21 protein-coding genes and 1 pseudogene are annotated in these 20457 nt (G+C 48.2%); 15 read left to right on the top strand and 7 right to left on the bottom strand.

Annotated elements, in window-relative coordinates:
• The first annotated feature begins 86 nt into the window (after nt 1-86).
• From G9F50_RS00855 to G9F50_RS00830, 6 genes are all read left to right on the top strand, one after another.
• Nucleotides 87-236 carry a teichoic acid D-Ala incorporation-associated protein DltX gene (locus G9F50_RS00855; protein ID WP_003150882.1) on the top strand — a complete coding sequence of 50 codons (150 nt, stop codon included), beginning with the start codon at nt 87-89 and terminating at the stop codon, nt 234-236.
• A 15-nt stretch (nt 237-251) separates the two neighbouring features.
• A complete protein-coding gene (gene dltA / locus G9F50_RS00850) occupies nt 252-1763 on the top strand; it encodes a D-alanine--poly(phosphoribitol) ligase subunit DltA (protein WP_015240829.1) in 1512 nt (503 codons plus the stop codon).
• Nucleotides 1760-2941, top strand: coding sequence for a D-alanyl-lipoteichoic acid biosynthesis protein DltB (gene dltB / locus G9F50_RS00845; protein ID WP_012118762.1), 1182 nt, complete (start codon nt 1760-1762; stop codon nt 2939-2941). The genes dltA and dltB overlap by 4 nt, the downstream gene beginning before the upstream one ends.
• Before the next feature lie 16 nt (nt 2942-2957).
• Nucleotides 2958-3194, top strand: coding sequence for a D-alanine--poly(phosphoribitol) ligase subunit 2 (gene dltC, locus G9F50_RS00840; RefSeq protein ID WP_003150875.1), 237 nt, complete (start codon nt 2958-2960; stop codon nt 3192-3194).
• Nucleotides 3195-4373 (top strand): D-alanyl-lipoteichoic acid biosynthesis protein DltD, encoded by a 1179-nt coding sequence (dltD, locus tag G9F50_RS00835; RefSeq protein WP_060562373.1) that lies wholly within the window; start codon nt 3195-3197, stop codon nt 4371-4373.
• A gap of 183 nt (nt 4374-4556) precedes the next feature.
• The gene (locus tag G9F50_RS00830; protein ID WP_025650062.1) at nt 4557-5648 is read left to right on the top strand and encodes a branched-chain amino acid aminotransferase; all 1092 of its coding nucleotides are present in this window, start codon (nt 4557-4559) and stop codon (nt 5646-5648) included.
• Between the two features lie 39 nt (nt 5649-5687).
• On the opposite strand, the gene licH is transcribed toward G9F50_RS00830, so the two are convergent.
• The 7 genes from licH to G9F50_RS00800 all read right to left on the bottom strand — a co-directional run bounded on the left by licH (nt 5688) and on the right by G9F50_RS00800 (nt 12023).
• Complete coding sequence (gene licH, locus G9F50_RS00825) at nt 5688-7016, bottom strand: 6-phospho-beta-glucosidase LicH (RefSeq protein WP_014419213.1); 1329 nt, start codon at nt 7014-7016, stop codon at nt 5688-5690.
• Nucleotides 7013-7345, bottom strand: coding sequence for a PTS lichenan transporter subunit IIA (licA, locus tag G9F50_RS00820; RefSeq protein WP_003150867.1), 333 nt, complete (start codon nt 7343-7345; stop codon nt 7013-7015). The genes licH and licA overlap by 4 nt, the downstream gene beginning before the upstream one ends.
• An 18-nt stretch (nt 7346-7363) precedes the next feature.
• Nucleotides 7364-8722: a PTS cellobiose transporter subunit IIC gene (celB, locus tag G9F50_RS00815; RefSeq protein ID WP_060562372.1), complete on the bottom strand. Its 1359-nt coding sequence runs from the start codon at nt 8720-8722 to the stop codon at nt 7364-7366.
• Nucleotides 8723-8737: 15 nt separating this feature from the next.
• The gene (licB, locus tag G9F50_RS00810; protein WP_003150863.1) at nt 8738-9046 is read right to left on the bottom strand and encodes a PTS lichenan transporter subunit IIB; all 309 of its coding nucleotides are present in this window, start codon (nt 9044-9046) and stop codon (nt 8738-8740) included.
• A 98-nt stretch (nt 9047-9144) separates the two neighbouring features.
• Nucleotides 9145-11100 carry a transcriptional regulator LicR gene (licR, locus tag G9F50_RS00805; protein ID WP_060562371.1) on the bottom strand — a complete coding sequence of 652 codons (1956 nt, stop codon included), beginning with the start codon at nt 11098-11100 and terminating at the stop codon, nt 9145-9147.
• Between the two features lie 146 nt (nt 11101-11246).
• Nucleotides 11247-11381 carry a hypothetical protein gene (locus tag G9F50_RS20500; protein WP_373859656.1) on the bottom strand — a complete coding sequence of 45 codons (135 nt, stop codon included), beginning with the start codon at nt 11379-11381 and terminating at the stop codon, nt 11247-11249.
• A 51-nt stretch (nt 11382-11432) separates the two neighbouring features.
• Nucleotides 11433-12023, bottom strand: coding sequence for a DNA-3-methyladenine glycosylase (locus G9F50_RS00800; protein ID WP_060562370.1), 591 nt, complete (start codon nt 12021-12023; stop codon nt 11433-11435).
• Nucleotides 12024-12264: 241 nt separating this feature from the next.
• Between G9F50_RS00800 and G9F50_RS00795 the strand changes: the two genes are divergently transcribed.
• The 9 genes and pseudogenes from G9F50_RS00795 to G9F50_RS00755 all read left to right on the top strand — a co-directional run bounded on the left by G9F50_RS00795 (nt 12265) and on the right by G9F50_RS00755 (nt 20456).
• Nucleotides 12265-13263 carry a FecCD family ABC transporter permease gene (locus G9F50_RS00795; RefSeq protein ID WP_060562574.1) on the top strand — a complete coding sequence of 333 codons (999 nt, stop codon included), beginning with the start codon at nt 12265-12267 and terminating at the stop codon, nt 13261-13263.
• On the top strand, nt 13264-14277 hold the full coding sequence (locus G9F50_RS00790) for a FecCD family ABC transporter permease (protein ID WP_007407745.1): 1014 nt from the start codon (nt 13264-13266) through the stop codon (nt 14275-14277).
• A 16-nt stretch (nt 14278-14293) separates the two neighbouring features.
• Nucleotides 14294-15190, top strand: a complete 897-nt coding sequence (locus tag G9F50_RS00785; protein WP_165406483.1) for an ABC transporter substrate-binding protein — start codon at nt 14294-14296, stop codon at nt 15188-15190.
• A 102-nt stretch (nt 15191-15292) separates the two neighbouring features.
• Nucleotides 15293-15643, top strand: coding sequence for an ArsR/SmtB family transcription factor (locus tag G9F50_RS00780; RefSeq protein WP_060562368.1), 351 nt, complete (start codon nt 15293-15295; stop codon nt 15641-15643).
• Nucleotides 15644-15655: 12 nt separating this feature from the next.
• Nucleotides 15656-16954 carry an arsenical efflux pump membrane protein ArsB gene (locus tag G9F50_RS00775; protein WP_060562367.1) on the top strand — a complete coding sequence of 433 codons (1299 nt, stop codon included), beginning with the start codon at nt 15656-15658 and terminating at the stop codon, nt 16952-16954.
• Nucleotides 16955-17106: 152 nt separating this feature from the next.
• The gene (locus G9F50_RS00770) at nt 17107-17418 is read left to right on the top strand and encodes a PTS sugar transporter subunit IIB (RefSeq protein WP_007614670.1); all 312 of its coding nucleotides are present in this window, start codon (nt 17107-17109) and stop codon (nt 17416-17418) included.
• Nucleotides 17419-17432: 14 nt separating this feature from the next.
• Nucleotides 17433-17750: a PTS lactose/cellobiose transporter subunit IIA gene (locus tag G9F50_RS00765; protein WP_003150849.1), complete on the top strand. Its 318-nt coding sequence runs from the start codon at nt 17433-17435 to the stop codon at nt 17748-17750.
• An 18-nt stretch (nt 17751-17768) separates the two neighbouring features.
• A pseudogene (locus tag G9F50_RS00760) lies at nt 17769-19026 on the top strand (PTS transporter subunit EIIC).
• A 29-nt stretch (nt 19027-19055) separates the two neighbouring features.
• Nucleotides 19056-20456, top strand: a complete 1401-nt coding sequence (locus tag G9F50_RS00755; protein ID WP_060562366.1) for a glycoside hydrolase family 1 protein — start codon at nt 19056-19058, stop codon at nt 20454-20456.
• Nucleotide 20457: the final 1 nt, after the last annotated feature.

The following is a 20457-nucleotide window of genomic DNA, read 5'->3' as shown; positions in this document are numbered from 1 at the left end:
ATATTAGACATATTTTGAAACTTTTTGTTAATCTAATCGTCATATACTGGTGTAATTATTGAATACGCGGGGAAGGAATTTTGAATATGATGCAAAAATTAAAACGTGCTTATGAAAATACATTGATCAAATGGACGTTTCATACGGGCTTTTATTTTCTGATATTAGTATTGCTCTTTTGGATGTATGGATTTCATACAGCGAATACCGGCACTTATATTTACAACGATTTCTAATCGGGGAGGATAACTATGAAACTACTTGATGCTATAAAAACATACGCAGACGCCAAGCCGCAGGCCGAAGCGTTTCGTTCCTTAGATCATTCCCTCACTTACGGGGAATTATGGGATTTGTCGGAGCGGGTTGCGTCCGGCATTCAAAAACATACAGCTGACGGTTCGAAAGCGCCTGTCCTGGTTTATGGACATATGGAGCCGAATATGATCGTTTCTTTCTTAGGAAGCGTCAAAGCGGGCCGTCCTTACATCCCTGTCGATGTTTCCATCCCGGCGGAGCGGATCGTCAAAATCATTGAAAGCTCAGGGGCAGAGCTGCTTATCAGCGTATCGGGCGATGCAGTCGATACGGGAAGCAATCTGATTAAAACCGTTACGCCCGAAGAGCTTGCAGCTGACGAAGATGCAGACCTCAGCCGTGAGAACTGGGTAAAAGAGCTGGACACGTTTTACATTATTTACACGTCCGGCAGCACGGGAAATCCGAAGGGCGTGCAGATATCGGCTGATAACCTGCAAAGCTTTACTGACTGGATCTGCAGGGATTTTCCTGTGGGCGAGGGTAAGACATTCTTAAACCAAGCTCCGTTTTCTTTTGATTTATCTGTCATGGACATTTTCCCTTCGCTTCAAACGGGAGGTACGCTGCACTGCGTAACGAAAGACAAAATCAATAAACCGAAAGTACTATTTGAAGAACTGGAGAAATCCAAACTGAACGTCTGGACATCGACGCCGTCTTTCGTCCAAATGTGTCTGATGGACCCCGGATTTACGCAGGAGCTCCTGCCTGAGGCAGAAGTATTTATGTTTTGCGGAGAAGCGCTTCCGGCTGCCGTGGCACAGGAGCTGTTAAACCGTTTTCCGAAGGCCCGTGTATTCAATACATACGGTCCGACTGAAACAACGGTTGCCGTCACCTCCGTTGAAATTACGCAGCAGATCATTGATGAAAATGAATCTCTGCCTGTCGGTTTTGCAAAACCCGATATGGATATCTTCATCATGGATGAAAACGGGAATAAGCTTCCGGACGGAGAAAAAGGGGAAATCATCATCGCGGGCCCGAGCGTGAGCAAAGGCTATCTCGGAGAACCTTCTCTGACGGAAAAAGCGTTTTTCCCGATCGACGGCCAGTGGGCATATCACACGGGTGATGCCGGTTATGTTCAGGATGGTCAGATTTTCTGCCAAGGACGCCTTGATTTCCAGATTAAGCTTCACGGCTACCGCATGGAGCTGGAGGAAATCGAAGTACATGTAAGGCAGTCTCAATATGTGCGCACGGCGGTTGTCATCCCGTATCAGCCTAACGGACCTGTCGAATATTTAATTGCCGCCATCGTGCCTGAAAAACATGATTTTGAAAAAGAATTCCAGCTGACAAGCGCCATTAAGAAAGAACTGGCCGCTTCGCTTCCGGCCTACATGATTCCGAGAAAATTCATTTATCAGGATCACATTCAAATGACTGCGAACGGAAAAATCGACCGTAAACGCATTGGCGAAGAGGTTCTTGTATGACGCCTTACAGCTCGTTTTTCTTCTTTATCTTACTTGGAATCCTTCTTTTGCCGACGATTATTTTAGGGCTGAACGGCAAGAGATTCCAAGGATACAACATGTTTATATCCATCATCGTATTGGCTTTGATTTTCGCGCATGATCTGCACGGCGTGATCGCACTATGTATCTTTACGCTGTGGCAGGTGCTTTTAATCAGGGGTTATCTCGCTTACAGACTGAAAGCCAACAGCGGCTTTGTCTTCAGTATGGCCGTGATCGCGTCCATTTTACCCCTGTTTTTATCTAAATTATGGCCGTTTTTCTTTCCGCCGGCGCCTCATCACCCGGTTCATAACCTGATCAGTTTCTTAGGAATTTCTTATTTGACATTTAAAGGCGTCCAGCTGATCATGGAAACGAGAGACGGACTGATTAAAGAAAAAATGCCGCTTCACCGCCTTTTGTACTTTATTATGTTTTTCCCGACCATTTCTTCCGGTCCGATCGACAGATACCGCAGATTTGCCAAGGACGAACAGAAAGTATGGACAAAGGGAGAATACGCTGATTTACTGTATACCGGCATTCATAAAATTTTTATCGGTTTCTTATACAAATTCATTATCGGATATGCGATTAACACGTATTTCATTATGAATCTGTCTCATATCACCCACAGCAAACTGTGGGGTAATGTGCTGTACATGTACGGATACAGCTTGTACCTGTTTTTTGATTTTGCGGGTTACACGATGTTTGCCGTCGGTGTAAGCTATATCATGGGTATCAAATCTCCGGAAAACTTTAATAAGCCGTTTATCAGCAAAAACATTAAAGACTTCTGGAACCGCTGGCACATGTCCTTATCCTTCTGGTTCAGAGACTACGTATTTATGCGCTTTGTTTTCTGGATGACAAAGAAAAAATGGATAAAGAACCGGATGGCCGTCTCGAACATCGGGTATTTCCTGCTGTTCATGCTGATGGGCGTCTGGCACGGACTCGCTCTGCAATATATTGTATACGGCCTGTACCACGCCGTATTAATGACCGGGTATAACTTTTTTGAGAAATGGAATAAGAAATACAAGTGGCTGCCCGCCAATCGTTTTACGGCCTTTTTAGCCATCGTCATCACATTCCATTTCGTATGTTTCGGATTTTATATTTTCTCAGGAAAACCATTTCATCACTAAAGGAGATTGAAAACACATGGAATTTAAACAGGAAGTATTAGACGTATTAGCTGAAGTTTGTCAGGAGGACGCTGTGAAAGAAAATCCTGATATTGAAATCTTTGAAGAAGGACTGCTTGATTCTTTCGGAACTGTAGAGCTGCTGGTCGCCATCGAAAACCGCTTCGGCATTACAGTGCCGATCACTGAATTTGACCGTGACGAGTGGAATACGCCAAACAACATTGTAAACAAACTGACTGAGTTGAAGTAAATGAAAAAGCGTTTCTTTGGACCAATTATTTTAGCGTTCGTCCTGTTTGTCGGAGCTATCGCAGTTCCGGCTTCATGGCTTACGCGCTTCATTCCTGAAAAACGTGTCGAAGAGTCGGCGGCAGCCTTAAATCCGAATATGTTCCAGGGACTCTATCTTCAAAACAAAATGTTCGAAGACTCGAAGTATCTGCCGATTTTCGGTTCTTCCGAGCTTTCAAGACTGGATGAGTTTCACCCGTCCAACTATTTCCAAGTGAACAACCAAGGCTTTACGCCTTATCTTGTCGGAAAAGGCGGGGACCAATCCTTGATACACGCCGTGAACTTTGCGGCGCATTATCAGCAGCTGAAGGGCAAAAAACTGGTATTCATTGTTTCTCCGCAGTGGTTTATCAAAAAAGGTTCTGATGAACAGCACTTTGCGCCGAATTTTTCATCACTTCAGGCATTGGATTTAGCATTTAATAATCAGATTGATCCCGCGGTCAAAAAGAACATGATGAAGCGCATGCTCCGTTTCAAAGTCGTTCAGCATGATGCCGTCCTTTCTGAATTGTACAAGGGAATGGTCAACGGACAATCATGGAAAGTGAAAGCGGTCATGCCGGCTGCCAAAGCTTATTATTCTCTGCTTGAGAAAAAAGATCTTTATTATTCAATGGGAGAAAACAAGGGCCCTGAACGGACGATCTCTGAAAACCTGAAAGGGAAATCGTGGTCAGAGTTAAAAACAGCCGCCGCTCAATTAGGAGAACGGAGCTCCAAGTCCAATCCTTTCTATATCGATGACGCTTCTTATAAAAAGATTAAGAAGAAAGTAAAGAGAGTGAAAGGAATCAACAAAGGAAGAACATACGCCAAATCAGTCGAATATCACGACTTTGAGGATATGCTGGACATTCTGAAAGATGCCGGCGCTGAACCGATGTTCGTGGTTATTCCGGTCAACGGAAAATGGTATGACTACACCGGCTTCCCGAAAAAAGGCCGGACTGATTACTACAAAAAAGTCACTAAGCAAATTAAAGCGAAGGACTTTCAGGTTGCCGACTTATCCGGGCACGAATATGATCCGTACTTTATGAAAGACACCATCCATATCGCCTGGAAGGGCTGGGTGTACGTCGATAAAGCAATGGAGCAGTTTTACAAAACCGGCAAGGTGACGGTTCACTGAGCACGGTGATGACAGAATACGTAAAAACGAACACGCAGGGGGCATTCTCTCCCCTGCTTTTTATGTGATTTGATTTTTTCACAAATTTGAGGAAAACTATTGCGAATATTTGTTGAAGGTATACAATAGAATATAAATTATTTTCAAATAAGTTTGACAATAACACCAATAGGGAGACAGAACATTATGAAACAAGACATTCGTGTTGAATTGACTTCAGCCAAAAAACCGAAACCGGACCCCCATGACCTTGCGTTCGGCAGAATTTTCACCGACCATATGTTTGTTATGGATTACGACGCCGATCAAGGCTGGTATGATCCGAGAATTATCCCTTATCAGTCCATCTCAATGGATCCTGCAGCCATGGTTTATCATTACGGCCAAACCGTTTTTGAAGGGCTTAAAGCGTATGTAACGAAGGATCAGGAAGTGCTTCTGTTCAGACCGGAGAAAAATATGGAGCGCCTGAACCAGTCAAATGACCGCCTTTGCATCCCGCTCATTGATGAAGAGCTTGTTCTTGAAGGCCTGAAACAGCTCGTAGCCATCGACAAAGACTGGATTCCGAAAGCGGAAGGCACTTCCCTTTATATCCGTCCGTTTATCATTGCGACTGAGCCTTTCCTCGGTGTAGCGGCATCCCATACGTACAAGCTGTTTATCATTCTTTCCCCGGTCGGCTCTTATTACAAAGAAGGCATTAAACCGGTAAAAATCGCCGTGGAAAACGAATTCGTGCGCGCCGTCAAAGGCGGCACCGGAAACGCGAAAACCGCCGGCAACTACGCATCTAGCCTGAAAGCGCAGCAGGTTGCGGAAGAGAAGGGATTTTCCCAGGTTTTATGGCTTGACGGCATTGAGAAAAAATACATCGAAGAAGTCGGCAGCATGAACATCTTCTTCAAGATCAGCGGCGAGATCGTGACGCCGGAGCTGAACGGAAGCATTCTTGAAGGAATTACGAGAAATTCCGTCATCACCCTTCTCAAACATTGGGGACTGACTGTGTCTGAGCGGAAGATTTCGATCGATGAAATCATCCAGGCGCATCGTGACGGCCGATTGGAAGAAACATTCGGAACCGGTACGGCGGCGGTCATTTCTCCGGTCGGCGAACTGATCTGGAATGATGAAAGTCTTGTCATCGGCAGCGGTGAAACCGGAGAGATCTCGAAGAAATTGTACGATACCATTACAGGCATTCAAAAAGGCGCGGAAGCCGACGTGTTCGGCTGGACGACGGAAGTCGCCTCACTAAGCGAATCAAAATAAGCAAAAAACCCGGAAGCGAATCCGGGTTTTTTACTGCTCTTATGCTTCAATCGACTTAAAGAAATGAGGCAGATGTTCTTTGTGGGCCTCAAGCATTTCATCCAGAATGGCCTTTGCCACGGAGTCTGACGGGACGAGAGGATTGATCGTCATCGCAAGTAGCGCCGTTTGATAATCTCCCGTGACGGCTGCTTCAGCGGCGACACGCTCAAATGATTTGATTTGCTGGACGAGTCCGCGGACAGACACCGGCAGATCACCGACGGCGATCGGTTTCGGACCGTCTTTCGTCATAACACAGTTCACTTCGACCGCTGAGTCATTCGGAATGCTGGCGATCGCGCCGTTGTTGATCGTATTGACGGGCTGGATATCATGTTTGTCGTTATAGATGGAGCTGATCAGGTTGCAAGCCGCGTCACTGTAGTACGCTCCGCCCCGTTTTTCAAGCTGCGGCGGTTTAATGGCGAGATTCGGATCTTTGTACAGTTCGAACAGTTCTTTCTCAACCTTCTGTACGACCTCGGCGCGTGTGCCCTCCGTCTGTGACGCTTCTATTTCATGCTCGAGCATTTCTTTCGTTTTGAAATAATAGCGGTGGTAGCCGCAAGGAATCAGATCGAGCGCCTTCAGGAATTCAGGCTCCCATTCCGCCCCTGAAATATTTTTCATCGTCATGGCGTTTTTCGGGTCTCCCATGGCTTCAATGACTTGATCTTTCACGCTGACGCCGTCTAAGAAAACATCTAATCCGAAGACCATGTGATTCAGCCCGGCAAATTGCACTTCGATCCGGCTGACATCCACGTCCAATGCTTTTGCGACGCCCATTTTAATGCCGATCGGCACATTGCAGAGACCGACGACTTTTGTGAGATTCGAGTAGCGGAGCAAGGCCTCGGTAACCATGCCGGCAGGGTTTGTGAAATTCACGAGCCAAGCATTCGGACAAAGCTCTTCGATGTCTTTCGCGATTTCCAGAATAACCGGGATGGTGCGCAGCCCTTTGAATAAACCGCCCGGACCGTTTGTCTCCTGGCCGATTACACCGTATTTTAGCGGAATCCGTTCGTCTTTGGCGCGGGCCTCAAGAAGGCCGACGCGGAATTGAGTCGTTACGAAATCCGCATCCTTCAAGGCTTCTCTCCGGTCAAGCGTCAGGTGAATCTCTATCGGAACACCCGCTTTTTCGACCATGCGTTTTGCAAGCGTGCCGACGATATTGAGTTTTTTCTCGCCTTCGGGAATGTCGACGAGCCATAATTCTCTGACAGGCAGTTCCTCATAGCGTTTAATGATGCCTTCCACAAGCTCCGGTGTATAGCTTGAACCTCCGCCGATCGTTACAATTTTAATTCCTTTTGTCATATTTTTGCTCCCCCTTGCAGACTCACTTTTTCGTAAATCTCGACTAACTCAGCGGCCAAGTCTTTCACGGTCATGGCATTCATTAAATGATCTTGCGCATGCACCATCAAAAGCGTCATGTCTGTTTTTTCTCCGCCGGCTTCATTTTGGATCAATTCTGTCTGATAATGATGGGCTTCCGTCAGTTCCCTTGCGGCTTCCTGAAGCTTTTCCTCCGCCATGGCTCTGTCCCCCCGCTTTGCGGCGGCAATGGCTTCCATTGATGCGCTTCTGCCGTTGCCGCCATGCAGGATGATCTGAAAAATGGTCTGTTCCATTTTTTCATTCATGTGTTTCACTCCCTTTCTCTACAGCACGGCTTTTTCGTCTCCCTGTACGGCTGGCGCCTGCGATTGTTCAAGTTCGTTTTCTTCTTTCAGCTTTTGCGAATCCCACATTCTGAAGAACGGATAGTACACGATAAAGGCTGTGATGATATTAATCGCCTGCATGACAGCCCCTGATATTTTTCCGCCCGTGGCAAGATAGCCGGAGAAAATCGGCGGCATCGTCCATGGGACGGCAATGCCGGCAGGTTTGGCGACGAGGCCAGTGCTCATGCCGATATAGGTAAGGACCAGTGTGACAAGCGGTGTGATAATGAACGGAATGAGAAGCATCGGGTTCATGACGATCGGCATTCCGAAAATAATCGGCTCATTAATATTAAAGACGGCCGGCCCGATGGCGAGTTTCCCAAGCTGCTTCATCTGCTTGCTTCGCGAACGGAGAAACATGGTGACCACGAGCGCCAGTGTCGCGCCGCTTCCGCCGATGTTGATCCAGATTTCAAAAAACTGCTGGGTGAAAATATTCGGAAGCGCATCGCCCGCCTGAAACGCAATCCGGTTGGTATCCATCGCTCCGAACCAGATCGGCGCCATGACGCCGCCGACTATGTTCGCCCCGTGTAATCCGCACGCCCACAAGAGCATTTGAACCGCTTCGGCTATCAGGCTTCCGCCGAGACTTCCCCCAAGAATCGAGAGCGGTGTCCCCAGTACAACGCTTACAATGTTATGAAGGCTTTCAAACGGTGTCGCTTCGACAATTAAACGCGCGCCCCAGATCAGAAAGATGACGGCAAAACCGGGAATTAAAGCGATAAACGATTTGCTGACCGCAGGAGGCACGCCGTCCGGCATTTTGAAGACGAAATTCCGCTGGATGATCAGGCGGTAAATTTCCGTCGACAGCATGGCGATGATCATCGCGACAAACAGCCCTTTGCTTCCCATGAGAGACAGCGGGATGCCGCCGCCGACCATGATTTCCTCTTTGGCGCCGGAAGGCAGAAACGGAACTTTGTACGGCGTTGCCAAGAGAAACGCCGCCAAAGATATCGCACCGGCCGATAATGCATCCACCCCGTATTTTTCGGCCAGGCGGTAGGCGATTCCGAAAGCGGCGACAAGGCCCATGATTTCAAAGGTCGCATCAACCGGATATTGCAGTTTTTGAGACCAGGCGCTTCCGAACGTCTTTGCCATGAAATCCGCATATCCCGGAATCGGCAGGTTGCCGATGATCAGAAAAAATGAACCGATGATAATAAGCGGCATGGTGAGGATGATCCCGTCACGCAATGCTTGCAGATGCCGCTGGGAGGCAATTTTTCCGGCAATGGGCATGACTTTCTCTTCTAAAAACTGGTTCACCTTATTCACACGGCCCGCCCCTTTCTACGATGCGTTTCCGAGCTGTTCCGCTGATTTCAGAACCTCCGCTCCGTTGCATGTGCCGTAATGGACGGTATTGATGACTTCAACCGGCACTCCTTTTGATTCACCCAATTTTTTCAGCTGCGGAAGCAAATAACGGACTTGAGGCCCAAGCAGCAATACGTCCGCTTTATCAATATGCTGGTTGACTGAATCGCCTGACACCGCCCAGATTTTATATTCTTTTCCTTGTTCCTGCGCGCTTTTTTCCATCTTGGTGACGAGTAAGCTTGTTGACATCCCTGCTGCACAAACGAGTAATATATTCATGTAAAAGACCTCCTGAAAGTTTGATATTTTGTATGTCTCGATGTTAGTACCATCATATTATGAAATCGTTTTCATAACTACTCAGGCTTTTTCCGCTGTTAACGGAAAAAAGGTGTATCCCGGTCTTTCTCTGATCGTTTGTCTCTGAATACTCGTAAAACCTCCTGATAGGTTGTGCATTTTAAGAGACGGCTTACCGCGGCTGGATCATCTAACATCCCGCCGAGCCATTTGTACATATGCTGGAGGTCGGCTTTGCTTTCTTTCTCGACGCAGAGCAGGCAGACAAATTGGACACGCTTATCCGCCCAGTCAATCGGCTTCTTCAGCGTGCATACCGCCCAAAACGTCGTGTCTGTCTGCGGAACGAGCGGGTGCGGAATCGCCGTAAGATTGCCGAAACTCGTAGGAGAAATCGCTTCCCTTTCAAAAATAGAATCGGTCAGAGAATCAGAAGCGAGGCCGGCTTCTGCAACCTGCTGTCCGAGAAAACGGATGACGTCCTCCTTCGTCTCCAGATCCTGCTGCAAAAATACCAGCTCCGGTTTCAGAAAGTTCAATTGTTCCCGCTTTTCTTCCAGCATGGCGTCGATTTTTGTAAAATCCCCGCCGCCCAACAGCGTATGAACCTTTAATACGGGAACGGGCAGGTCTTTTTTGATCGGCACTGTGCTGACCACAAAATCAATCGACTCAAAGGAAAGCTGGTCAAGGCTGCAGTAATCAGCCGTTCCGACGATTTCAAGACGCTTTGCGAACCGGGAACGGAGCTTTTCTCTTAGAAGCTGTGCGCTGCCGGCGCCGGACGCACAGACAATCAGACAGCGCTTAGGCGGCCGTTCCGTCTTTCTCCTTTCAATGGCGGCTCCGAAATGAAGCGCCAAATATCCGATCTCATTCTCATGAATATCAATGCCGGTTTGCTCCTTGATCACGATTCCCGCAATCACTCCCGCTTCAAATGCGAGCGGATAATTTTCCTTTATGGCGGAGAGCATCGGGTTTCTCAGGTTCATTCCGTACCGGTTTCGGTTAATCGCCGGCTTGATGTGGAGCGCAAGACCCGCTTTCAGCTCATTGTCGTCCGTGATTCCGAGCTTCAGCTCCCGCTCAATGGCTTCGATCATGGCCTCCGTCAAACGGCTGGTTTCCCCGTCTATCAGCCTTGTAAGCTCTTTTCCTTCCAGTTGTGACTGGGTCATGCGCTTTGTCCCGAGCAGGTGAATGGCGATATAGGCGGTTTCCTGTTCGGGAAAGGTGACCGAAAGCGCAGATTCAAGCTCTTTTACGATGGCTTCCGCTGACTGATATTCTGTTTCGAGCTTAATATCATGAAGATCTTCCGGAATGAGAGATACATAGTTTTCTGTCCGGATTCGTTTGCAGGCAATGGCGATATGGATGATGAGATTGTTCAGGCCGAAGAAAGAAAGCGGGATCTTATGGTTTCGAACCTGCTGCATAATGGCTGTGCGGATCACATGAATGTCGTCTTTCGGCAGAATACCGGCCTTTTCACTCAGGAGATCAGGCTCGGGCTCGCGGTCGTCCACTAAGTATTCCGCCATACAATAACGGAGGCGGAGCTCTTCGCCGCGCAGCTTAAAGCCGTAGTTCGGCCTTGTTTCCAAAATGATGTCATAGGGGCGGAGCCGTTTTTTGACTTCTTTTAAATCAGATTGAAGTGTGGATTTACTGATGAACAGTTCTTCCGCCAAGTCATCCAGCTTGAGGTAGCCGTCGGCCAGAAGCATTCTTTTCATAAGGTAATCTATCCGTTCATCGGGAAAAATCGGCACGGTGCTGTTCTGCTGGAAATTGTCCTGAAGCCAGTTTTTAAACGGCTGCTCATTCCGGATCAGCAGCTTATAGCCGCTCCCTCTGACAGATTGAATGGATGCGCCGTGTTTTTCTACAATGGTTTGCAGTTCCTTTATGTCATTGCGGACCGTCCGCGTCGTTACCTTTACATTTGCAGCGATGACTGAGCTTGTAACCGGTGTTTCAGCAGCTAAAAGCAAGCGCAAAAGTTCACGAAGCCGCCCATGAAGCATGAGAAAAACCTCCTATCAGATCAGATGCAGACGTGAAAAATGGGCAAAAAGAATGAGGAAGGGGTAAATGTATGTAAATTCTATAATGGGGAGGATTTCAAGTCAATGCGGCAATCCGATGCCAAGCCCGTAAAAAAACAGCCGGATCAGCCGGCTGTTCGGGATGCGGACATGCGGTTCCGCTTAGATGCCTTCCGTTCTTTTATGATTTTTCTGATGATCGGATAGATGACGGGCGCCCATTTGATAATCGTTTTGAAAAATTTTTTCAATTTCTGAATCCCCTTTCTTTTACCTTGTCTTTCCCCTGTTATCAGCGTTTATAAACATGGTCAGCGTGAGACATACCGGTTCCCCGTCACCCAATAGCGCCACGGATAATCCCGGGCTTCTCCGCTGTTGTCAATCCCGATTCTCGGGCCTGTTGATATATGCTCAGGCGTAAAGCCCTCCGTAATATACAGCGGCGGTTCCGTGATCATGCCGCCGTAGTCGTTCATTGAAATGCCCATCGCCTTCGTCAGTTTTCCCGGGCCGTTTGTCCACTCTCTCGGGGGTCTGCCCGGTCTCCTGCTCTCCATCAGGAACTGTCCTTCATGAGGCTCCGCCGCCCTGATTAACACGGCCTGCGGAATGCCGATGTCCGCGGCGACGACGTTCATTAATGTATGAGTGTGCATGACGTATGTATAAATGCGGCCCGCCTCATGGAACATAATTTCCGTCCGTTTCGTGCGCCGGTTGCCGAAGCTGTGCGCCGCCCGGTCTTCCGCTCCCATATAAGCTTCCGTTTCCACGATAAAACCTGAAGCCGTTCCCTCATCCGTCTCCTTCACCAAGAGACAGCCGAGCAATAAAGGGGCAAGCTCCACTGACGGTTTCTGGTAAAATTCAATCGGCAAAGGCTTTCGTTCTCCCGCCATTTGCCTCCCTCCTTTCTAATATAGCGATTTCCTCTTTCACGTTTTTCACTTCTTTTTTACAATATAAACATGAGAGAAAAAAAGGACATTATTGTTGAACGCTCTATTGCGTTTTGAAAATCGGCTCGGTATAATATGATGGTTCAAATGAAAATGATTCTCATGTTCAATAAATACCGGACAATGATCATAAAAGTAGGTGAATTGATTTTTGAGCGATTCTGTCAGGTCCGCAAACCGTCTGATCAGCATCTTAAAAAACGGGGTTTTCTTCCTGATCGCGGTGATCGGGCTGCTTGTATCTATTTTTTTCGCCGTCTCATTCGGTGCGAAAGACATTACTTTACATACGGTTTGGTCGGCTGTTGCTGATTACAATCCGAATATAACGGGCCAGCAGATCATTCATGAATTGCGTCTTCCGAGGGTGCTCGGGGCGGCCGTTACAGGAGCCGCTTTTGCCGCAGCCGGCGCCCTTATGCAGGGTGTCACGAGAAACCCGCTTGCCGATTCGGGTGTCTTAGGCGTAAACGCGGGCGCCATGTTTGTTGTTGCGCTCAGTTTTGCTTTTTTCCCTCATTTGTCATACGCCCTGCTGATGGTGATGTCATTTTTGGGAGCACTGGCAAGCACCGGCTTGATTTTCTTTATCAGTGCGGCGGGAAAAGGCAGCATGACACCTTTAAAAGTAACGCTTGCCGGGGCGGTCGTGGCCGCTCTTTTACATTCACTCAGTACCGGTGTGGCGATTTATTACGATTTAAGCCAGGATTTGGCCTTCTGGTACGCCGGCGGGGTGTCAGGGATCAAGTGGGCTCATTTACAAGTCCTTGTTCCCGTGATTGCAATCTTCATCATTCTCGCGACATTCATGGGCCGGTCCGTCACCCTTCTCTCAATGGGAAATGACGTGGCGGCGAATTTAGGGGTGAACACGGCGCTGACGCGTGCCGCCGGATTAATGATCGCCGTCGTTCTTGCCGGTGTGTCTGTTTCTGCTGCCGGCGCGATCGGCTTTGTCGGGCTGGTTATTCCCCATATCGCGCGAAAGATCGTCGGCGTTACGTACAGGCTGATTATTCCGATGTCCGCGTTACTCGGCGCGATTCTATTGATTTTGGCTGACCTGGCCTCGCGCACGGTCAGTCCCCCGAGGGAATTGGCGATAGGCATTATGGTCGCACTTGTCGGTGTCCCTTTCTTTCTTTATATTGCCCGCAAGGAAGGGAGAGACTTATAAATGAAAGTGCAGAAAGAAACAAAAAAAGCAGCGGCGGCAGGACTCATTCTGCTGGTCATCGCCGTTTGCATTATTCTGATCGGGCTGCATACGGGCTCATTCCGGCTTTCTCCTCTCACGGTGGGAAAAACGCTGTTCGGATACGGCACGTTTCAAAGCACAACCGTTTTATTCGATTACCGGCTTCCCCGGATTCTGGTGACGATGCTGGCCGGCATCGGTTTAGGAGTGTCGGGCGCTATTTTGCAGGGTGTATCCCGAAATCCGCTTGCCGATCCGGGCATTCTCGGACTGCATGCCGGCGCTTCCTTCGGTTTGATGATGTATATCACGTTCTTTCATTCCCTGGAGGCGCAGGCATCGATGTTCATCCCGCTGTTTACGTTTGCGGGCGGAACACTCGCCGCCCTGCTGATCGTAGTGCTTACGTACGACAGGCTGAACGGTTTTTTAACGATCCGCATGCTGTTAGTCGGGATCGCCGTTTCCGCGGGCTTCAGCGCCGTTACATTGTTTATGTCGCTGCGACTGAATGAAGAAACTTATACATTCGCTTCCCGCTGGCTGGTGGGAAACGTTTGGGGCAGGGATTGGATTCACGTGTGGTCGCTATTGCCCTGGATCGGCATTCTCGCACCGCTTGCATGGCTTAACGCCCGCTCTTTGAATATTTTAATGCTCGGTGACCAGGCAGCCGCGGGGCTCGGCGCACACGTGCAGAGAAAAAGGATCATGCTGATCGCCATAGCGGTCGGCTTGTCCTGCGCGAGCGTCGCGATGGCCGGGGGAATCGGCTTTATCGGCTTTGCCGCCCCTCACTTGGCAAGACGGCTCGTCGGCACCATGCATCAGCATATTATCCCGATTGCGGGATTAATCGGACTCGTGATTCTTGTCGCGGCAGACACCATCGGCCGGTCTTTGTTTCAGCCGAACGCCATTCCGGCCGGCGTGGTTGCGGCAGCCATCGGCGCGCCGTATTTTCTCTATCTCGTCATGAAAATCAAATCATAAAACAAGGAGTATTCCCATGAAAAAAATAATTGCGCTCATCAGTTTCATGTGTATTTTCTTATTGGCTGCCTGCCAATCCGATTCAACACAGCCGGAGCCAAAAAAGAAATCCGGCGATCATAAAATCGCTTCGATGTCCATTCACCTGACAAATGATCTGCTGGCTCTCGGCGTTACACCTGCCGGTTCCGTAGTGGGCGGAGAATTAAAAGATTTTCTCCCTCATGTGAAAAATCAGCTGAAAGACACGAAAAAACTCGGACCTGCCTCAGACCCGGATATGGAAGCTTTACTTGAGCTGAATCCAGACAACATTTATCTTGATAAAGAATTTGCGGGAAAAGATGTGTCAAAATACAAGAAAATCGGAAACACACACGTTTTCGACCTTGATAAAGGCACATGGCGCGATCATTTAAAAGACATCGGAAAAATCGTCAACCGTGAAAAAGAAGCGAAAACATTTATTCAAGATTACGAAGATGAAACAAAACAAGTCAGATCCATGATGAATAAGGAATTAGGGAAAAACGCCAAAGTCATGGCGATCCGCGTGAACGCAAAAGAGCTTCGCGTCTTCAGCACACGCCGCCCGATGGGACCAATTCTGTTTGACGATCTGAAGCTGAAACCGGCTGACGGCATTAAAGAAATGAACACCTCCCGCCCTTATGAAGTCATTTCTCAAGAAGTGCTGCCTGATTACAACGCAGATGCGATTTTCGTCGTCGTTAACAGAGACGACAAGTCACAGCAAGCCTATAAAGAATTGCAAAAAAGCGCTGTATGGAAAGGGCTGAAGGCCGTGAAAGCAAACCACGTCTATAAAATTGCCGATCAGCCTTGGCTTGATTATTCAGCACTGGGAAATAAATTAGCAATGGATGAAGCGAAAAAACTGTTCCAAAAATAAACATGAGCCGGTTTTGCAAAAAGTGCAAGGCCGGCTTTTTTATATTGTCGTTTACTTATATAAACATCTGCTTATATAATAGTGTAAAAAAGGAGTGAGCGCATGGAACGGAGGCATCATGCTTTAAGTTCCGAAGGGATCAGCCAGTGCCTCAAACTTCTAAGCGACCCGACGAGGCTTTTGATGCTGAAGCTTCTGAAGGATAAGGAATATTGTGTCTGCGAGCTGACAGCTATTTTTCATATAAGTCAGCCCGGCATCAGCCAGCACTTGCGGAAATTAAAGAACGCCGGCCTTGTGCGGGAAAGACGCGAGGGTCAGTGGCGGTACTATGCCATTCATCCGTCCGGTCCGGAATACGCGCTGGTTTGCTCGATTCTGCAGCAGATAGATGAAAATGACGAAGTTTTACAGACATTGCGGCAAAAAGAAGTCACTGTTACATGCCGGTAAGGGGGATATATCTTGGGAGTTGCGGTTTTATCAGCGCTGATTTTTGTGCTGACACTTGTGTTTGTCATATGGCAGCCGAAACATGTATCAATCGGCTGGTCTGCCTGCGGCGGGGCGGTCCTCGCTTTGATCGCCGGAGCAGTCAGCCTGCATGATATCGCGGAAGTGACGGGAATCGTCTGGAATGCGACACTTGCCTTTATCGCCATTATTATCATTTCATTAATTCTTGACAGCATCGGTTTTTTTGAATGGGCCGCGCTGCATATGGCCATGGCGGCCAAAGGCAGCGGGCTGCGGATGTTTCTCTATGTGTCGGTCTTAGGGGCTGTTGTCTCCGCCCTGTTTGCCAATGACGGAGCGGCGCTCATTTTGACCCCGATCGTACTGGCGATGGTGCGGGCTTTGGATTTACCTGAAAAGCTGGTTTTTCCGTTTATTATCGCCGGAGGATTCATCGCCGACACCACCTCGCTTCCGCTCGTTGTAAGCAATTTGGTCAATATTGTATCCGCGGATTACTTTCATATCGGATACATTGAATATGCATCACGCATGCTGGTGCCCAACCTTTTTTCTCTGGCGGCAAGCATTTTGGTGCTGTATCTCTATTTCAGAAAAAACATTCCGAAACGGTATGACACCGGTCTTGTGAAACATCCGGCATCCGCGATTAAGGATGAACGCCTTTTCCGGTTATCGTGGGCTGTGCTGGCCGTTTTATTGATCGGATATTTCGTCAGCGAACTGCTGTCGATACCCGTTTCCTTCGTTGCTGGCTCCATCGCGGTCATTTTTCTCATTCTGGCGCAGCGAAGCCCCGCCGTCCCTGCGAAACAAGTCATCAAGGACGCCCCGTGGGCCATCGTGTTTTTTTCTGTCGGCATGTATGTTGTCGTGTACGGCTTACGGAATGCCGGACTGACGGATCTTCTTTCTCAGCTTATTCAGAAAGCGGCGGATCACGGATTGTTTGCGGGCACACTCGGGATGGGGTTTATCGCTGCGATCCTGTCCTCCGTTATGAATAACCTGCCGACGGTGATGATTGACGCCATAGCCATCAGCGGAACGGACACTCACGGGCTGATGAGAGAAGCATTGATTTACGCGAATGTTATCGGTTCGGACCTTGGGCCGAAAATCACGCCGATCGGATCGCTGGCGACATTGTTATGGCTCCACGTGCTGAGCCGGAAAAACGTGAAAATTTCCTGGGGAATGTATTTCAAGACAGGTCTGATATTAACCATTCCGACGTTATTCATCACCCTGATCGGACTTTATTTATGGCTGTTATGGCTCGCTTGAGATGAAAAACCTTTTAAGTTGAATCTTAAAAGGTTTTTTTGTGTCAAAAATCCGAAAAGTAAAACTTTTATATTTTAAAAGTATAGACATTTAAATTCAAAAGATTATAATATTCATGAAAACGTTTTAACTTTATGAAAGAAGGGATTCTCATGAAAAGAATTTTATTAGCCTGCAGCTCAGGCATGTCCACCAGCCTTCTTGTTACGAAAATGCAGAATTACGCCCGCTCCATCGGTGAGGAAGCCGAGATTTGGGCAGTCGGACAGGATAAAGCAAAAGAAGCGATGAAAGATGCAGACGTCGTACTGATCGGCCCGCAGATGAGTTTTTTAAAAGGTGAGCTTCAGAAAGAGGCGGACCCGCTTCACATCACCGTTGATGTGATTGACATGATGGCTTACGGCATGGGAGACGGCAAAAAAGCATACGAACAGGCCGTTGCCTTGATTGAGAACAAATAAAGGAGGCGATAAGCATGGAAACGTACACGGATGAACAGATCAGTTTTCAGCTGATTCTTCACAGCGGTAATGCCCGCAGCTGTATTATTCAATCGATACGCGCTTATAAAGACGGCCGGCCAGATGAGTCAGACACCTTTCTGACAAAGGCTGAAGAAGAACTGGGGAAAGCGCACGACATCCATTTTCAGATGATTCAAAAAGAAGCCGGCGGCGCCAAGACGGATGTCTCCCTGCTTTTTATGCATGCTGAAGACCACTTAATGTCAGCGCTCTCAATGAAAGAGCTGGTTAAAGAAATGCTCGACTTATTTCAATCAAAGAATTTATAAAAAGCCGGGGGTGAAGACGTGTTTGAGAAAATCAGCCAATTCCTTGTTCCGATCGCGGGCAAATTAAACAATAACCGCTACTTGCAAGTCTTACGGGATGCTTTTATGCTGGCGTTTCCGCTGACCATTTTCGGTTCGGTGTTCGTCGTGCTGACGAACCTGCCGTTTTTAAACAAAATCATGAGCAGCTCCGCACTGTCTGTCTTTCAATCCGGATTTGGCGGCGCTTCGACGGCGACGATGGGGATTATGTCCATTTTTGTCGTCTTCGGGATCGGCTATTACCTTTCCAAAAGCTACGAAGTGGAGGCCGTATTCGGCGGAGCGATCGCATTGGTTTCTTTTCTGCTGCTCACCCCGTTCGTCTTAGAGCCGGAAACGGGCAAAGCGGTCGCAGGCGTCATTCCGGTTGACCGGCTTGGAGCAAAAGGAATGTTTCTCGGCATGATTACCGCGTTTTTGTCAGGTGAAATCTACAGAAGAATCGTCCAGAGAAACTTAACGATTAAGATGCCTGCCGGTGTTCCTCTTGATCAATGCGGCTGTCACCCAGATCTTTCACACCAATCTGCATGATGTCATTTATCATACGGTTCAAGCCCCGCTTGTCGGACTTGGAAGCGGCATCATTCCTACATTAATCGCTGTTTTCTTTATTCAGATTTTATGGTTTTTCGGACTTCACGGACAAATCATTATCAATTCCGTGATGGACCCGATTTGGAATACATTACAGGTCGAAAATTTGGCTGCGTATACAGCGGGAAAAGAGATTCCCCATATTATTTCTAAGCCGTTTATGGAGATTTACACCGTCGGAATGGGCGGAACCGGAATGACATTGGCCATAGTGATCGCCATCTTGCTTTTTATGAAAAGCAAACAGATGAAACAGATATCCAAACTCGGTCTCGCGCCGGGCATTTTCAACGTCAATGAGCCGGTTATTTTCGGTTTGCCGATCGTGATGAACCCGATCATTATCATTCCGTGGGTCATCGCACCGATGGTTGTCACCCTTGTCACCTACCTGGCCATGTCGGCGGGGATCGTGCCCCCTCCTACCGGCGTGACCGTGCCTTGGACCGTCCCCCTTTTCATTAACGGGATTATGGCGACCAATTCCGTCATGGGCGGCATTATGCAGCTGGTCAACCTCTGTATTGTGTTTGTCATCTGGTTCCCGTTTCTTAAAGCGCTGGACAAATTAAACATGGCAAAGGAAAAAGAAGCTGAGACCGAGCAGCATGCCCGGGATGACAGCATGAGTATGTAATCAAAATCGCAGTAAGGGAGAGAAATCAATTGACTGAATCAAATATTCAATATCGTTTTCCGGAAGGATTTTGGTGGGGGTCTTCCGCCTCCGCCACCCAGACAGAAGGCGCCGCTGACAGAGACGGAAAAAGCCAAAACATATGGGATTACTGGTATGAAAAAGAGCCGAGCCGTTTTTTTAACGGCGTCGGCCCCGGCGACACGTCACGTTTTTACGATCAATACAAGGAGGATATCCGGCTGATGAAAGAAATCGGCCATAACTCCTTCCGGCTGTCTATTTCCTGGTCAAGATTGATTCCGGACGGAACTGGCGAGGTCAATCAGAAAGCGGTCGCGTTTTATCAGGACGTCATCGATGAAATGCTTGCCCATCACATTGAGCCGTTTGTCAATTTGTTTCACTTTGACATGCCGCTCGCCCTTCAGCGTAAGGGGGGCTGGGTCAGCCGGAACACCGTTGACGCGTTTGAACATTACGCCAAAACATGCTTTTCGCTATTCGGTGACAAGGTGAAAAAATGGTTCACTCACAACGAGCCGATTGTGCCGATTGAAGGCGGCTACTTATACGACTTTCACTACCCGAATCACGTTAATTTTCAAGAAGCGGTGCAGGCCGGCTTCCATACCCTGCTGTCGAATGCAAGGGCTGTCAAAGCCTACAGAGAATTGAAACAGGACGGACAAATCGGAATCATTCTGAATCTGACGCCTTCTTATCCGAGAAGCTCACATCCTGAAGATCTGAAAGCGTCCCGGATTGCCGACGCCTTTTTCAACCGCTCATTTTTAGATCCCGCCGTAAAGGGCGAATTTCCTGAGGAGCTTGTCGAGATTCTCAAGGCGGAAGGCTTTCTGCCGCATTATGAGAAAGAAGATCTCCGCCTCATTCAGGAGCATACGGTTAACCTCTTAGGCGTGAACTACTACCAGCCGAGGCGCGTCAAGGCAAAAGAACATGTTCCGAATCCGCATGCCCCTTTCCTGCCCGAGCGTTTCTTCGATCCGTATGTCATGCCCGGCCGTAAAATGAACCCTCACCGCGGGTGGGAAATTTACGAAAAAGGAATCTACGACATTCTCACAAATCTCAGAGAACATTACGGAAATATCGAGTGTTTTATTTCTGAGAACGGCATGGGAGTAGAAGGCGAGGAACGCTTCCGCGATGAAAACGGCATCATTCAGGATGATTACAGGATTGAATTTATCCAGGAACATCTGAAATGGGTGCATCGGGCCATCGGAGAAGGTTCAAATGTAAAAGGCTATCACCTGTGGACTTTCATGGACAACTGGTCTTGGACAAATGCTTATAAAAACCGCTACGGCTTTGTATCTGTCAATCTGGAAAACGGGGGCGAACGGACCGTCAAAAAAAGCGGCCGCTGGTTCAAAGCCGTTTCCGATCAAAACGGATTTTAAC

The sequence above is a fragment of the Bacillus sp. EKM206B genome (assembly GCF_011066015.1).
GTDB lineage: Bacteria > Bacillota > Bacilli > Bacillales > Bacillaceae > Bacillus > Bacillus velezensis.
This window is presented reverse-complemented; position numbering and strand designations above follow the sequence as displayed.